This is a genomic window from Cryobacterium frigoriphilum, assembly GCF_004403305.1.
Classification (GTDB): Bacteria; Actinomycetota; Actinomycetes; order Actinomycetales; family Microbacteriaceae; genus Cryobacterium; species Cryobacterium frigoriphilum.
Window position 1 is genome coordinate 18,464 of record NZ_SOHE01000067.1, and the last position, 15,478, is coordinate 33,941.

General features: G+C 66.5%; 15 protein-coding genes. 5 read left to right on the forward strand and 10 right to left on the reverse strand.

The window, feature by feature from the left end:
* Nucleotides 1-8 precede the first annotated feature (8 nt).
* The 5 genes from E3T55_RS15765 to E3T55_RS20330 form a co-directional block, all read right to left on the reverse strand.
* Nucleotides 9-968 (reverse strand): DUF4190 domain-containing protein, encoded by a 960-nt coding sequence (locus tag E3T55_RS15765; RefSeq protein ID WP_134520513.1) that lies wholly within the window; start codon nt 966-968, stop codon nt 9-11.
* A 33-nt stretch (nt 969-1,001) separates the two neighbouring features.
* Nucleotides 1,002-1,421 carry a transcription antitermination factor NusB gene (nusB, locus tag E3T55_RS15770; protein ID WP_134520514.1) on the reverse strand — a complete coding sequence of 140 codons (420 nt, stop codon included), beginning with the start codon at nt 1,419-1,421 and terminating at the stop codon, nt 1,002-1,004.
* Nucleotides 1,421-1,981 carry an elongation factor P gene (gene efp, locus E3T55_RS15775; protein WP_134520515.1) on the reverse strand — a complete coding sequence of 187 codons (561 nt, stop codon included), beginning with the start codon at nt 1,979-1,981 and terminating at the stop codon, nt 1,421-1,423. Before efp ends, nusB begins: the two co-directional genes overlap by 1 nt.
* A gap of 57 nt (nt 1,982-2,038) precedes the next feature.
* The gene (locus E3T55_RS15780) at nt 2,039-2,497 is read right to left on the reverse strand and encodes a type II 3-dehydroquinate dehydratase (RefSeq protein WP_134520516.1); all 459 of its coding nucleotides are present in this window, start codon (nt 2,495-2,497) and stop codon (nt 2,039-2,041) included.
* A 62-nt stretch (nt 2,498-2,559) separates the two neighbouring features.
* Complete coding sequence (locus E3T55_RS20330; RefSeq protein ID WP_166791807.1) at nt 2,560-2,964, reverse strand: hypothetical protein; 405 nt, start codon at nt 2,962-2,964, stop codon at nt 2,560-2,562.
* A 178-nt stretch (nt 2,965-3,142) separates the two neighbouring features.
* Between E3T55_RS20330 and E3T55_RS15785 the strand changes: the two genes are divergently transcribed.
* From E3T55_RS15785 to E3T55_RS15805, 5 genes are all read left to right on the forward strand, one after another.
* Complete coding sequence (locus E3T55_RS15785) at nt 3,143-4,528, forward strand: helix-turn-helix domain-containing protein (RefSeq protein ID WP_166791808.1); 1,386 nt, start codon at nt 3,143-3,145, stop codon at nt 4,526-4,528.
* 151 nt (nt 4,529-4,679) lie between these two features.
* Nucleotides 4,680-6,203, forward strand: a complete 1,524-nt coding sequence (locus E3T55_RS15790; RefSeq protein WP_134520518.1) for an aldehyde dehydrogenase family protein — start codon at nt 4,680-4,682, stop codon at nt 6,201-6,203.
* Between the two features lie 156 nt (nt 6,204-6,359).
* Nucleotides 6,360-7,742 (forward strand): GAF domain-containing protein, encoded by a 1,383-nt coding sequence (locus tag E3T55_RS15795; protein ID WP_166791809.1) that lies wholly within the window; start codon nt 6,360-6,362, stop codon nt 7,740-7,742.
* A gap of 56 nt (nt 7,743-7,798) precedes the next feature.
* Nucleotides 7,799-9,322, forward strand: coding sequence for an acetaldehyde dehydrogenase ExaC (gene exaC, locus E3T55_RS15800; RefSeq protein WP_134520520.1), 1,524 nt, complete (start codon nt 7,799-7,801; stop codon nt 9,320-9,322).
* Between the two features lie 110 nt (nt 9,323-9,432).
* The gene (locus E3T55_RS15805) at nt 9,433-9,930 is read left to right on the forward strand and encodes a DUF779 domain-containing protein (RefSeq protein ID WP_134520521.1); all 498 of its coding nucleotides are present in this window, start codon (nt 9,433-9,435) and stop codon (nt 9,928-9,930) included.
* Nucleotides 9,931-9,943: 13 nt separating this feature from the next.
* Here the strand turns inward: E3T55_RS15805 and aroB are convergent, their stop codons facing one another.
* The 5 genes from aroB to mltG all read right to left on the reverse strand — a co-directional run.
* Nucleotides 9,944-11,086 carry a 3-dehydroquinate synthase gene (gene aroB, locus E3T55_RS15810; protein ID WP_420898011.1) on the reverse strand — a complete coding sequence of 381 codons (1,143 nt, stop codon included), beginning with the start codon at nt 11,084-11,086 and terminating at the stop codon, nt 9,944-9,946.
* 5 nt (nt 11,087-11,091) lie between these two features.
* Nucleotides 11,092-11,571, reverse strand: a complete 480-nt coding sequence (locus E3T55_RS15815; RefSeq protein ID WP_241993097.1) for a shikimate kinase — start codon at nt 11,569-11,571, stop codon at nt 11,092-11,094.
* Between the two features lie 238 nt (nt 11,572-11,809).
* Complete coding sequence (gene aroC / locus E3T55_RS15820; RefSeq protein ID WP_134520524.1) at nt 11,810-13,024, reverse strand: chorismate synthase; 1,215 nt, start codon at nt 13,022-13,024, stop codon at nt 11,810-11,812.
* Between the two features lie 167 nt (nt 13,025-13,191).
* The gene (locus tag E3T55_RS15825; protein WP_134520525.1) at nt 13,192-14,028 is read right to left on the reverse strand and encodes a shikimate dehydrogenase; all 837 of its coding nucleotides are present in this window, start codon (nt 14,026-14,028) and stop codon (nt 13,192-13,194) included.
* Nucleotides 14,029-14,113: 85 nt separating this feature from the next.
* On the reverse strand, nt 14,114-15,478 hold a 1,365-nt coding region (gene mltG / locus E3T55_RS15830; protein ID WP_241993096.1), incomplete at its 5' end, for an endolytic transglycosylase MltG.

Genomic DNA, 15,478 nt, shown 5'->3' on the forward strand with positions numbered 1-15,478 from the left:
GGCCTCGACTAGAACGCGCCGGCGACGAATTCGGAGAACTGGGCCGGATCGTCGATCGCGCCCAGGTACTGCACGCCGTCAACGAACACACTCGGAGTTCCGGTAATGGCCGGAAGCCCGGCATCGTCCCCGGCGAAGGCCGCCTCGGTGTTCAGCTGCGACCACAACTGGTACTGGCCGGAGGTGACACACTCCTCGATGCTCGCGCTGCCCGTTGAGAGCCCGATCAGTTCGGTGTCGGTCAGCCCTGAGGTACCTTCAGCCGGCTGGTTCGCGTACAGCGCCGCGAGAAAGTCGAGGGTCGTGTCGGGGTTGATCGCGGCCTCACAGGTGAGCGCCGCCGACGCCCGGGTCGAGTACGCGGTGCCATTTGAAGCGCGATCCAGAAAGGTCAGGGAGTGCAGGCGCAGGGTGATCGCGTCATTGTCGACGGCCAGGGCGAGCTGCTGACCATTGGCGTCGTCGAAGTCCTTGCAGTATGGGCACAGCGGGTCAAAGAACTGGTCGATGACGACGGGGCCGGTACCCACCTCGAGGTAGCCCTCGTCGAAGTACGCGGAGCCGAGCTGGCCCTGCGGAACCACCAAGCCGGGCGCCTGCGTGGGCGAGGCGCTCGGGGCGACGTCGTCGCTGCCGACGCTGTAGGTCGTCAGGAAGGCCGCGAGGGTCGCCGCGAAGACGATGGCCAGGATCACGGCCACGGTGACCAGGGCAGCCCCGATATAGCCGAGAATCAGTCCGGCGAGAGCGAGCCCCCGACCGGCCTCGCCGCGTGCGCGAATCTGCGCGAGCGCTATGTGGCCCGTGATGATGGCCACGAGGGACACGACGAAGGCCGACACGAACGAGACGATCGCGAGCGTGTTCGTCTTCGGTGCGACAGCGTAGGCCGGCGCAGTCGAACCCGGCGCAGTGGAGCCCGGTGCAGTGGAGCCCGGTGTGTTCTCGGTTGGTGCGGTGCCGGTCAACGTATCCCCCTCAGGTGCCGGTAGCGAGGTCTGCTACGCGGATGGCGCGGTTTGGGCGATCTTGCCGAGCAGTCCGTTTACGAAGCCGGCCGAATCGTCCGTTGATAACACCTTGGCAGACTCCACGGCCTCGTCGATCGCCACGGCGACCGGAACCGCGTCGTTGTACAGGATTTCCCAGATGCCGATGCGCAGAATCGCCCGGTCGATGTTCGGCATGCGAGCCAGGGTCCAGCCCTGCGAATACGTTTCAATCAGTTCGTCGATCTCGATCTGGTTGTCGACGACCCCGTCGACGATCTCGCGAGCGTACAGCCACGACGCCATGCGGTCGGGTTCGCTCACGGCGCGCTCGGCCTCGCGGGCGAGGGACTCCGGAATCGTCGACTGCCGCACATCGGCGGCATAGAGAATATCGAGGGCGCGCTTGCGCGCTTTGGTGCGAGCGCTCACTAGTTGACGCGACCGAGGTAGTCGCCCGTGCGGGTGTCGACCTTGACGCGGGTGCCCTGTTCGAGGAACAGCGGAACCTGAATCTGAAAACCGGTCTCAACCGTCGCGGGCTTGGTGCCACCGGTCGAACGGTCGCCCTGCAGGCCGGGCTCTGTGTAGGTGATTTCCAGAACGACGGATGCCGGCAGCTCGACATAGAGCGGGTTTCCGTCGTGCAAAGCCACGGTCACGGCCTGGCTCTCGAGCATGAAGTTGACGGCGTCGCCGACAACGGCGGACGACACGTGCAGCTGGTCGTAGTCGGCGACGTCCATGAACACGTACGAGTCGCCATCGGCGTAGAGGTAGGTGAAGTCGCGACGATCGACGTTCTCGGTCTCGATCTTGGCGCCGGCGTTGAAGGTGCGGTCGACGGTCTTGCCGCTCACGACGTTCTTGAGCTTGGTGCGCACGAAGGCGCCACCCTTGCCCGGCTTGACGTGCTGAAACTCAATGACGGCCCAGAGGTTGCCATCGATCTTGAGGACGACGCCATTCTTGATATCGGCGGTAGAGGCCATGAGGAAGAGGTTTCCGTTCAATTCGTTCAATTAGGAAGGTGCACGGCCCATTCGGCCTCAAACGAGTGTAGTTCCCCCAGCGGGGGCACGTGTGACGAAGTCGAGGGCGAGGCGGTAGGAATCGAAACCGAGACCGGCGATCACCCCGGTTGCCACCGCGCTCACGACGCTCGTGTGGCGGAAGGTCTCGCGCGCGTGCGGGTTACTGATGTGTACTTCGATGAGCGGCAGCCCCGCCTTGGTGACGAGCGCCGCCGCATCGCGCAGCGCGTAGCTATAGTGCGTGAACGCCGCCGGGTTGAGAATCACCGGCATGCCCTCGTCGACTGCCTCATATATCCAGTGAATGAGTTCGGCCTCGTCGTCGGTCTGGCGCAGGTCCACCGTGACCCCGGCAGGGGCAGCGGCGACCAGCAGCTCGCGCAGGTCGTCGAGGTTGGCCGAACCGTAGACATCCGGTTCCCGGCTGCCGAGGCGCCCCAGGTTCGGACCGTTCAGAACGAGGATTGTAGTCATCCATTGATCTTAATCCATTGAACTGTACGGCCCGAAGCTCACCGGGCGCCACGCGCCATCACTCAACCGCGGAGGACCACGACCCCGTCATCGTGGGCCATGAACACGCCCATGATGCGCGCCACCGGGGCAAATGAGGCCCGGAGTTCCGTTCCCCAGTCCCGATCAGGAGGGGTGAGCGCAGCCGGCCCCGGGCGTTCAAGGGTGAGGATCACGCTGCCACCGGGCGCATGGTCCTCGAGCAGCGCGGCCAGAGTGCCGGCGAAGAGAGTCAGGTCCCCCGGCTCGGGGCGCAGCGGAATGTCCTCGAGGGGAATCAGGACCGGCACCTGCCTCCCGTGCCGGTCAAGCAGCATGAACCAGAGTTTGCGCACGATCGCGGGGCCGACAAGGTCGGCCACCCGGTCCTGGGCCTCGGCGACGGTCGTCACCGGAGCGGCGTCTTCGAGCTTCAGAGAAGGAGTCATGCGCCCACCATGCAGCGATTCGCCCGCGCCGTGGAGTTATCCACAGGACCAATCTCGGTCTGGCACGAGATTGAGGTTCGAGCATGTACTCAGGCTCCACGGCAGGCTCCCGCATAGACTGAATTGCCCGGCCCGGCACACCCGCACTCGTCGCCGATGGCCCGCCGAACGGATGTCGATGCCCAGCGCCCTCAGCAAGACCCGAAACTGGTTCACTCATCCCGGCAGCGCGCCACAGCTCGTGCAGGGCGAGTTCGAGCACAGCGTGCTGTTGCACGACGACCTGCCGCAGGGCGAGCTCGTGCGGGCCAGCTGGCAGCGTTCCCGATCACTCGAGCTCGACCCCGACGCACTCGTCGCCGAGCCCAGCCTGACGTTCGGCCAGCTTCGCCGGCTGCGGGACGACCATCCGCTCGCCGCCGTGTTGCCGGTCGTGCACAGCCTGTTGATTCGGCACGCGGTCGACGCCGGCCTTGTCGTGGCCGTGAGCGACGAATTCGGCCGGTTGCTGTGGCTCGACGGTGACCGGGTGTTGCGCCGCCAGGTCGAGGCCATGAACTTCGTCGAGGGCGCCGACTGGTCAGAGGCCCACGCCGGAACCAACGCGCCCGGCCTGGCCCTCGCGCTCGACCGCGCCGTGCAGATTCGCGGCCCCGAACACTTCAATCGCCTCGCCCTCGCCTGGAGCTGCACGGCGGTTCCCGTGCACGCCCCCGACGGCCGCGTGATCGGCGTCATCGACATCACCGGGGGAACGGATGCCGTGGCCCGGCAGACCCTGCCGCTCGTGCAGGCGTCCGTCGCCGCGCTGCAAGCCGAGCTGCGGATCAACGCGCTGACCCTGGCACCGTCGCTGGCGCCGGCGTCACGCGGAACCGTGCCCCACAAGACGCGCCCGGCCGTCATGCGCCTCGCGGCAACGCCGTCGGCCGCAGTTGCGGTCGCCGTGCCCCTGCACAAGGCCGGCCCGGTCGCCCTGAGCGTGCTCGGCACCGACCACGGGCGGCTCGAGAGCGGGGACCGGTCGATCGAGATTCGCCCGCGGCACGCCGAGATCCTCACCCTGCTGGCCTGGTACCCCGGCGGGCTCTCGGCCGAGCGGCTCGCATCGCTGCTGCACGAGCAGACGAGTTCGCTCGACACCCTGCGCTCCGAAATGGTGCGGCTGCGCAAGGCCCTCGACCGCCTCAGCCCCCGCATCGTGATCAGTTCCCAGCCCTACCGGCTCGAATCGGCCGTCGACCTCGACGCCCAGCGAGTGTTGACGCTGCTGGAGCGCGGGGCCCACCGAGTCGCCCTCGCCGCCTACCGCGGTCCGCTGTTGCCCCGGTCGATCGCCCCCGGCATCGTCGAGATCCGCGCCGAGGTCAGCGCCCGGCTGCGCGAATCGCTCCTGAGCGATGCATCCGTCGATCTGCTGCTGACCTACGCGCGCACCGACGAGGCCCGCTACGACGAGGAGGTCTGGCGAGCCTGTCTCGAGCTGTTGCCCGCGCATTCCCCGAAGCGGGCGAGCATCGTGGCGCGGCTGGCGAGCATTCAGGTCGAGATCGCCGGCCGCTGAGCACACAGCCGGCACCGGACAGCCAACACCGGGCAACGTTCGGCAAGGGGTCGGCAACCCCGTGCGATTTAGCTTTGACAGTGAGGCCGCCTGAGCGGCCAGGCGCAGCGGCCGAGACCCTCTTAGACGCTGGCGTCCACTGAGGAGTTCAATGACTATTTACAGTGCCCCCGGAACACCGGATGCAAAAATCACCTTCAAGCCGCGTTACGAGAACTGGATCGGCGGCCAGTGGACCAAGCCCGTCAAGGGCGAGTATTTCGACAACGTCTCCCCCATCAACGGCAAGGTCTTCACGGAGGCAGCCAGGGGAACCGCCGAGGACATCGAACTGGCCCTCGACGCCGCACACGCCGCCGCACCGGCCTGGGGCAAGACCAGCCCCGCCGAGCGCGCCGCGGTGCTCAACAAGATCGCCGACACGATCGACGCCAACCTCGAGTACCTTGCCGTCGCCGAGACCTGGGACAACGGCAAGCCGATCCGCGAGACCCTCGGTGCCGACATCCCGCTCGCGGCCGACCACTTCCGCTACTTCGCCGCCGCCATCCGCTCGCAAGACGGCGACCACGCCGAACTCGACACCGACAACGTGGCGTACCAGTTCCACGAGCCGCTCGGCGTCGTCGGCCAGATCATCCCCTGGAACTTTCCGCTGCTGATGGCGTCCTGGAAGCTCGCTCCCGCGATCGCCGCCGGCAACGCCGTCGTCATGAAGCCGGCCGAGCAGACCCCGGCGTCGATCCTCGTACTCATGGAGCTGTTGGGCGACATTCTGCCCGCCGGCGTCATCAACATCGTCAACGGCTTCGGTGCCGAAGCCGGAGCCGCCCTCGCTGGCTCCACCCGCATCCGCAAGATCGGTTTCACCGGGTCCACCCCGACCGGCCGTTCGATTCTGAAGGCCGCCAGCGCCAACCTGATCCCCTCGACCGTCGAACTCGGCGGCAAGAGCCCCAACATCTTCTTCGAAGACCTCGCGCAGAAGCGCGATGCCTTCTACGACAAGGCGCAGGAGGGCTTCTCGCTCTTCGCGTTCAACCAGGGCGAGGTGTGCACCGCGCCGACGCGAGCCCTCGTGCAGAAGTCCATCTACGACACCTTCGTCGCAGAGGGTGTGGAGCGCACCACCCACGCCATCCAGGGCAACCCGCTCGACACGACTACGCAGGTCGGCGCGCAGGTCAGCCTCAAGCAGCTCGAACGCATCATGGACTACATCGAGATCGGTAAGGCCGAGGGCGCGAAACTGCTGCTCGGCGGCAAGCGCGCCGACCTCGGCGGCGACCTTTCCGGCGGCTTCTACGTGCAGCCGACCATTTTCGAGGGTACCAATGACATGCGCATCTTCCAGGAGGAAATCTTCGGACCGGTGCTCTCGGTCACGAGCTTCGACGACTTCGACGACGCCATGACCATCGCCAATGACACCGAGTTCGGCCTCGGCGCCGGTGTCTGGTCGCGCAACGGCAACATCACCTACCGCGCCGGCCGCGAGATCCAGGCCGGCCGCGTCTGGATCAACAATTACCACACGTACCCCGCGGGCGCCGGCTTTGGCGGCTACAAGAACTCCGGCATCGGCCGCGAGAACAACAAGCTCGCCCTCGGCCACTACCAGCAGACGAAGACCCTGCTGGTGTCGTACAGCGAAGACGCGCTCGGCCTGTTCTAGACCGATTCACGAGCGGATGCCGCGGTGCCACTGGCACCGCGGCATCCGCCTTTTAACTGGCCGCACCCGTGTGAGCGCCCATTTCGCGCTTATGCTGGAAGTCCCGACCGGCTGATGACGCCCGTGTCGCTTCAGACCCGTGAGGATCGAAGGTTGATGATAAGTCCCTGGACCGCTTTCTCCCCCGAGGATTCCGAGCGCGCCACATTTGCCCAACTCGAAAAGGCCCACGAGTCCGCCGTCTCGGATCAGGTCATGCGCAGCGGCGTGCGGCGGCTCGTGCAGGAATCCTGGGTTCGATCGCTGTCGCTGCGACTCGACCCATCGACCGTCGCCCCCGAACATGAGCTCAGTGCCGACGAACTACGCGACCTGCGCAGCCGTCATCCGCTGTCCTCGGTGTTGCCCGTCGTACACAACCTGCTCATCCGCCATGCCTTCGATGCCGGGCTGATCGTCGCCGTCGGTGACGAGTCCGGACGCCTGCTCTGGATCGACGGCGACCGGGTGCTGCGGCGCAAGGCCGAGGAAATGATGTTCGTCGAGGGAGCCGACTGGTCGGAACGCCGGGTCGGAACGAGCGCGCCCGGCACCGCGCTCGCACTGGGCCACGGAATCCAGATTCAGCGCGCCGAGCATTTCAATCGCATGGCGCATCCCTGGAGCTGCACCGCCGTTCCCATCCATGACCCGGAGTCCGGTGTCGTTCTCGGCGTCATCGACATCACCGGTGGCGCGGATGCCGTCGCTCCCCAGACCCTGCCGCTCGTCGAGGCCGCCGTCGCGGCGATCGAGGCAGAGCTGCGCATCCAGCGCCTCGGACTCGCCGCCGACGAACAGGGCGCCGCCCGGGTCGGCCTGGCGCTCACACCGACCCCGCGGCGGCGCGAGGCCCCGGCCGGCCTGACCATTCTGGGCAGCGACAACGGCCAGCTGACCGTCGGCGGTACCACCGTAGAAATCAGCCCGCGCCACGCCGAGATTCTGACCCTGCTGGCCTGGCACCGACAGGGGCTCTCTGCCGACCGCCTCGCGCTCATGCTTAGCGACCAGGCCAACGGGGTCGACACGGTGCGCGCCGAGATGGTGCGGGTGCGCAAGGTGCTCGACGCCCTGAGCCCGCGCATCGTGATCAGCTCCCGCCCGTATCGGCTCGAGTCGCCCCTCGAACTGGATGCTCAACGGGTGCTGGCCTTTCTCGAACGGGGCGCCCACCGGGTCGCGCTCGGCGCCTATCGCGGCGCCGTGCTACCCAACTCCCTGGCACCGGGCATCGTGGAACTGCGCGCGGAGGTCAGCGCGAGGCTGCGCGAGTCGATGCTGAGCGACGCCTCGCCCGACCTGCTGCTGGACTATGCCCGCAGCGAGGAAGCCACCTACGACACCGAGGTCTGGCGGGCCTGCCTGGAACTGCTGCCCCCGCGATCCCCCAAGCGAGCGACGGTCGTGGCGCGCCTGAACCGCATCGAAAATGAACTGAATCGTGCGGACGCCCCGCTTGCCGGGCACCGCAACCTTTCGCAACGTTCCGTGCCCTAGCCTCTACTCACGGTCGCAAGTGCGGCCGCCGACATCGTCGTCGACAGAGGAGTGCCATGACTGTTTATGCAACCCCCGGATCCCCCGACTCGAAGGTCACCTTCAAGTCCCGCTATGAGAACTGGATCGGCGGCGAGTGGGTTGCTCCCGTCAAGGGCCAGTACTTCGAAGACATCTCCCCCGTCAACGGCAAGGCGTTCACCGAGGTCGCCCGCGGAACCGCCGAGGACATCGACCTCGCCCTCGACGCCGCGCACAAGGCCGCACCGGCCTGGGGCAAGACGAGCGCCGCCGAACGTGCGCGCGTGCTGAACCTCATCGCCGATACGATCGACGCCAACCTCGAGCTGCTTGCCGTGGCCGAGACCTGGGACAACGGCAAGCCGGTGCGCGAAACCCTCAACGCCGACATCCCGCTCGCCGCCGACCACTTCAGGTACTTCGCTTCGGCAATCCGCGCGCAGGACGGCGACCACGCCCAGCTCGACGGTGACACCGTCTCCTATCAGTTCCACGAGCCGCTCGGCGTTGTCGGCCAGATCATCCCCTGGAACTTCCCCATCCTGATGGCCGTCTGGAAGCTGGCTCCCGCCCTCGCCGCCGGCAACACCGTCGTGCTCAAGCCCGCAGAGCAGACCCCCGCGTCGATCCTCGTGCTCATCGAACTGCTCGGCAACATTCTTCCCCCGGGCGTCGTGAACATCGTCAATGGGTTCGGACTCGAAGCAGGCAAGCCCCTCGCCTCGAGCAAGCGCATCCGTAAGATCGCCTTCACCGGTGAAACCTCCACCGGCCGCCTCATCCTGCAGTATGCTTCGGCCAACATCATCCCCTCCACGGTTGAACTCGGCGGCAAGAGCCCGAACATCTTCTTCAGCGACGTGGCGCAGGAAAAGGATGCCTTCTACGACAAGGCGCAGGAGGGCTTTGTGCTCTTCGCGTTCAACCAGGGCGAGGTCTGCACCGCGCCGAGCCGCGCGCTGCTGCAGAAGCCCATCTATGACAGCTTCCTCAGCGACGCCGTCGCACGCACCGCCAAGGCGATCCAGGGCAACCCCCTCGACACCAACACACAGGTCGGCGCCCAGGCGAGCAACGACCAGCTCGAGAAGATCCTCTCCTACATCGACATCGGCAAGAAGGAGGGCGCCAAACTGGCCCTCGGTGGCGAACGTGCCGACCTCGGCGGTGACCTCACGGGCGGCTACTACGTGCAGCCGACCATCTTCGAGGGCAACAACAAGATGCGCCTGTTCCAGGAGGAGATCTTCGGACCGGTACTCGCAGTCACGAGCTTCACCGACTACGACGATGCCATCTCGATCGCCAACGACACCCTGTACGGTCTGGGTGCCGGTGTCTGGTCGCGTAACGGTAACGTCGCCTACCGTGCCGGTCGCGACATTCAGGCCGGTCGTGTCTGGGTCAACAACTACCACGCCTACCCGGCCGGCGCCGCCTTCGGTGGCTACAAGAGCTCGGGTATCGGGCGCGAAAACAACAAGCTCGCACTCGGCCACTACCAGCAGACGAAGAACCTGCTGGTGTCCTACTCCGAGAACGCACTCGGCTTCTTCTAAAGCCGGGTTTCTTCTCACCAACATCGCTAGTCAGGGGGCTGCCGACGACGTAACGTCGAGGGCAGCCCCTTTTTACGCACACACATACAGTCAGCCAGGAGGTCAGGTCAATGTCGACACCCACACTCACCGCGGCGGTCACGATTCCCGGTGAATCCCTTGCCCGCGTCGAACTCGCCCCGGTCGCCGTGGACCTTCTGCGCAGTCTCTGGCAGGAGCACGGCCCGCTCATGATCCACCAGTCCGGCGGATGCTGCGATGGCAGCTCCCCGATGGTATTCATGGCCGGCGAATTCATCACCTCCGACCAGGACGTGCGCCTGGGCCGGTTCGACCTCGCCGAGCCTGGCCAGCCGGAACAACCGCTCGACTTCTGGATGTCGGTCGAACAGTTCGCCTACTGGAGCCACACCTTCCTCACGGTCGATGTCGTGCCCGGCCGCGGCAGCGGCTTCTCCGCCGAAGCACCGCGCGGCGTGCGTTTCCTGATCCGCTCGCGCCTGATGGAGACCGCGGAGCCCTTTGCCGGGCCGACCACCGCAACGACGCAGCCCCCCACGGCTGAACCCGTCGCGACCGAAACACGCCCGGAGAGCGTGCCGGCCTGACAGATTCCTGAGCTTAGGAGCCGATCGCCTGGTAGGCGGAGAAGAGCAGCGAGGCGTCGGGACCCTCGAGCATGGTGGGCTTACCCACGTCGTCGAGCACAACGAAGCGCAGCATGCCGCTGCGTGTCTTCTTGTCACGCTGCATCGAGGCCAGCAGGGTGCTCCAGCGGCCTACCGGGTAGCTGATCGGCAGGGTCAGCGAGTCGAGAATGCGGCGATGCCGGTCGACGTTTTCAACCGACAGGCGCCCGCTCAGGGCAGCGAGTTCGGCCGCGAACATCATGCCGACGGCGACCGCGGCCCCGTGGCGCCAGCCGTATCGTTCGGCGTGTTCGACCGCGTGCCCGAGGGTGTGCCCGTAGTTGAGAATCTCGCGCAGGCCGGACTCTTTGAAGTCCTCGCCCACGATGCGGGCCTTCATTTCGATCGACAGTTCGATCAGGCGGCGAAATTCGGGGGTGGTCGGATCGGTGGCGACCGCGACATCCGCTTCGATGATGTCGAGAATCTCGGGAACCTGAATGAAGCCGGCCTTCACGATTTCGGCGAACCCGGCGAGAATTTCGTTCTTCGGCAGGTGTTCGAGCAGGTCGAGGTCGCAGATGACGGCGCTCGGCGCGTAGAACGTGCCCACGAGGTTCTTACCCTCCGCCGTGTTGATGCCGTTCTTGCCGCCCACTGCGGCGTCAACCATGCCGAGCACGCTCGTGGGAACCTGCACGAGCTTCACGCCGCGCAGCCAGGTGGCGGCGACAAAACCGGCGAGGTCGGTGACCGCGCCGCCGCCGAGGCCGATGACGGCGTCGGTGCGGCTGAAATCGGCCTGGCCCATGACCTGCCAACAGAACGCGGCGACCTCGACCCGCTTGGCGGGTTCGGCATCGGGAACCTCGGCGATGAGCACCTCATAGTGCTCGAGCAGGCTCTCGCGCAGGGCCACGGCCCGGGCACCGAGCGTGGAGGTGTGCACGATCAGCACCTTCTTCACGTCGGTGCCGAGCTGGTCGGCGAGCGAGCCGACGAGGCCACGCCCGACCAGCACGTCGTAGCTGTCCGTTCCGCTCACCGTGATGACGGTGGTCGGTACGGTCGTGTCAGCCGGTTTGGTCGTGTCGGCCGGTTTGGTCGTGTCAGCCGGTGCGGTCAGGTCGGTCAGTTCGCTCATGATTTCTCTCTTACCCAGGTCACGATCTCGTCGACAATTCCGTCGATGGGTCGATTCGATGTATCAAAACGGATGCTCGCGAGCTCCTCGTAGATCGGCCGACGCTCGTCATAGATGCGCTGCCAATCCCCGAGGCCGCCGGCCGGGCCGGCGCTCAGAAGCGGTCGTCGCGTGCCTCCGAGCCGAGCCTCCACGACGGCGGCCCGCACGGTGAGAAACACGACCGTGGCCTGGCCGAGGTCGCCGCGAGTCTGCGCGTCAAGCACCGCTCCCCCGCCGAGCGACACGACGGCTCCACCCTTCAGCGCCTCGACGACGGCTTCCCGCTCAATCTGACGAAAGTAGGCTTCACCCTCGCGTTCGAAGATCTCGGGAATTGGCCCGTGGGCGGCCACGATGATCTTGTCGGTGTCGAGAAACGAGAGCCCGAGTGCGCGGGCGACGCGCTTGCCGATCTTGGACTTGCCGGCCGCCATCGGTCCGATGAAGACGAGGGGAAGGGCGTCAAGCGTCGACGTGCCGGCCTGCGTAGTTGAATCGGCCTGCGTGGTCGAATCGGCCTGCGTTGACGGAACGGCCTGGGTTGTCGCGGTCTCAATCATGTCGTGTCACATTCATCGAAGTTGCCGCTTCGCGTCATCGCGGAGCGGGTCTTGCACAATTCGTCTACAGCGAGATTCGTCTACAGCGAGATTCGTCTACAGCGAGATTCGTCTACAGCGAGGCGTCGCTGGCCGCACCCGTCTTCAGGTTCGCCGGGATGTGGGCAAGATACAACTCCAGGTTGCGTCTGGTCTCACCGATCGAATCACCACCGAACTTTTCCAGCACCGAGTTGGCCAGCACGAGTGCCACCATTGCCTCGGCGACGACGCCCGCCGCGGGCACGGCACAGACGTCGGAGCGCTGGTGGTGCGCCGGTGCGGCCTCGCTCGTGGCGACATCCACCGTGCGCAGCGCACGCGGAATCGTCGCGATGGGCTTCATGCCGGCCCGCACCCGCAGCACGGTTCCGGTGCTCATGCCGCCCTCGGTGCCGCCTGCTTTGTCGCTGGCCCGCTGAATGGCGCCGTCGCTCATGACGAGTTCGTCGTGCGCGTCGGATCCGCGGCGGGTTGTCGTGAGAAACCCGTCGCCGACCTCGACGCCCTTGATCGCCTGAATGCCCATGAGCGCGGCAGCGAGCTGGGAGTCCAGTCGGCGATCCCAGTGCACGAACGAACCGAGTCCGGGGGGAAGATTGTAGGCAAGCACCTCGACGACACCACCGAGCGTGTCGCCATCGGCGTGCGCCGCGTCGACCTCGGCGACCATCAAAACGGATGTCGCGGGGTCGAAACAGCGCAACGGGTCGGCGTCGAGGGTGTCGAGGTCGCTCGGGCGCGGCAGGGGGGCGTCTTCGGGCACGCGCACCGGACCGATCGCGAGCGTGTGGCTCACGAGGGTGATGCCCAGCTCGGCGAGAAAGGCCCGGGCGACGGCGCCCAGGGCGACCCGCGCGGCGGTTTCGCGAGCGCTCGCACGCTCGAGCACCGGTCGGGCCTCATCAAAGTCATACTTTTGCATGCCCACCAGGTCGGCGTGTCCCGGACGCGGTCGCGTCAGCGCTGCACCGCGACCGCGGGTGGAGGCCGCTGCCCCATCTTCGGGGGCGTCTGCCCCCATCACGTCGACCCACTTGGGCCATTCCGTGTTGCCAATGCGCAACGCAATCGGACCGCCGAGGGTGAGCCCGTGGCGAATGCCGCCGGAGATGGTGAGATCGTCCTCCTCGAATTTCATGCGCGCACCACGGCCGTAGCCGAGCTTTCGGCGCGCGAGATCGAGACGGATACCAGACAGGGATACCGGGATTCCAGCGGGCAAACCCTCGACAATAGCGATGAGTTCGGGGCCGTGGGATTCTCCGGCAGTGAGCCAACGAAGCATGGCCCTATTCTTTCACAGCCTCGCAGCTTCTTTCACAGCACTGTCGTTCTCATACAGCGCTGTCGTTCTCACACAGCACTGTCCTTCTTATACAGCACTGTCGTTCTCACACAGCACTATCGACGTCCGGGGCCCCGGCTTGAGCCGCCGGGAGCGCTTTTCGCTGCCTAGAGCGCGGCGCGCATGGCGGCGAGCACGGCAACTTCGCGCGGCAGCGGCGCGAACGGATCTCCGGCAACGAAGATGCGCACCTGGATCAGCGCCTGGTGCAGCAGCAGGCCCAGGCCCGAGGCGACACGGCCGCCGGCGTGCGACCAGGACTCGGCGAGGGCACTGGGCCAGGGCGAATAGGCCACGTCGAAGAGCAGCGCACTGGCCCGCAGGGTGCTGGGAAACTGAACATCGAGTACGGTGCCGCCGGGCAGGGTGCTGATCACGAGGTCGCTCACGCGGCCCGGTGCATCGATGCTGCGCAGGGTGGACACGGTGACGAGCAGACCGAGCTGGTGTCCGAGTTCGACGAGGGTCGTGGCCTTCGCGGGGGTGCGGACCACGACATCGACCGTTTCGGCACCGAGTTCGGCCGCGGCGGCCAGGGCCGACGCACCCGTCGCGCCGGCGCCGAGAATGGTCACGTGGGTGGCGTGGGTCACGCCACTCTCGCCGAGCGCACGCACCAGGCCCGGCACATCCGTATTGAAACCCGAGAGCGTTCGCTGCGCGTGGTGAGTGCCGACGAGAACGGTGTTGACGGCGTTCGTGAGCTGTGCGATGCGGTCGAGGTCGTCGATGAGCGGCAGGATCTCCCGCTTGAGCGGCATGGTCAGGGACAGGCCGCGCCATTCGGGTGCGAGGGCGCCCACGAAACCCGCGAGGGTGCCCTCCGGTACCTCGATCGCGTCGTACCGCCAGTCGAGGCCGAGCTCCCGGTACGCGGCGCGGTGCAGGGCGGGCGACCGGGAATGGCCAACCGGGGATCCGAGCACGGCCAGGCGCGGAATCATCGGGGCTGCATCAGACTGGGCTGCATTAGACGAAGCTGACTCAAACGGAGCTGACTCAAACGGAGCTGACTCAAACGAAGCTGCATTATTCAACGGGGCGATTCTCCCTCATCCAGTCCTGCCACACGATGACGGCGGCGTCGTGTTCCGCGACGGTATCAGAGAACACGGTTTCACCGGTGTCGAGGTTGGTCGTCACGAAGAACAGCCAGGTTCCGTCGGCCGGATGCAGCGCCGCATCGATCGCGAGATCCCCCGGATTCGAGATGGGTCCCACGACCATGCCGGGGTGCACGTAGGTGTTGTAGAGGTTGCCGGCGTCGGCGCGCTCCGCGTCGGTCGTGGTCACGAGGTGCGTGTTGCCCGTGCCGTAGGCCACGGTCGCGTCGGATTGCAGCAGTCCGCTGTCCCACAGCGACGGCTCGAGCCGGTTGAGAAAGACCCGGGACACCTTGTAGTAGTCATCGCGCAGGCCGGCTTCACGCTGGATCAGGGACGCAAGCACGATGGTGGACCAGCGGTCCTCGACGGCGACCCCGACCGAGTCGAGTGCCTGGAACTGCCGTTTGACGAGGGTCGTGATGGCGTCGACGGCGGTGATTCCCGGCGCGAAGGTATAGGTCGCTGGAAAGAGGAAACCTTCGAGGGTCGTCGCCTCGGCCGGCAGCCCATACGGCGTGAGATCGGCCGCAGCGGCCTGCAGATCGGTGAGGGGAATCTCGGTTCCCTCGGAGATGATCTGCAGCACATCGACGGCGGCGGTTCCCTCCGGCACCACGATGGTCAGTTCGAGCTTGTTGGCGTCGTCAAGGATCGCTGAGAGGGCGGCGGTGCCGCTCAGTCTGGTGGCGAGCTGGTAGGCGCCGGGCTGAAAGATCGGTTCGGGGGTCATCGCCAACAGGGCATCGTAGAAGGCGTCAAAGCTTTTCACGACGCCTTCATCCAGCAGGGTGGTGGCGATGTCGGCACCGGAGTCACCGTCGTTGATCATGACGACGATCGGTTCACCGTCGGCGGCTTCCTCTTCCGTGAAGTCCGCCGGTCCCTGGGTGGCATTGATGAGCTGGGTGAGTGGCCCCTGCAGGGCGAATGCCCCCACGGCCATGAGTCCGAGCAGCACAACGACAACGCTCAGACAGCCCCAGGCTCCGCGGTGCGATTTCTTCTCTCGCGGCGGTTCGCTGCTGAGCCGTTGCCGACGGGTGGATCGTGTGGATCGTGTGCTGGCCGCGACCGGCACGCCTCCGGCCAATGCCGCAGCGGTGCCTGCCGCGGGCTCGGCCGCGAACATCGCCGTGACGCGGTCCTGCGAACCGTCGGGATGGGGCGCTTCCGGCGTGCTCTCGGCCGGCGTGCTCTCGGCCGGCGCACTCTCGGCCGGCGCACTCTCGGCCGGCGCGCTCTCGGCCGGCGTGCCCTCGGCCGGCGTGCCCTCGGCCGGTACAGCGGC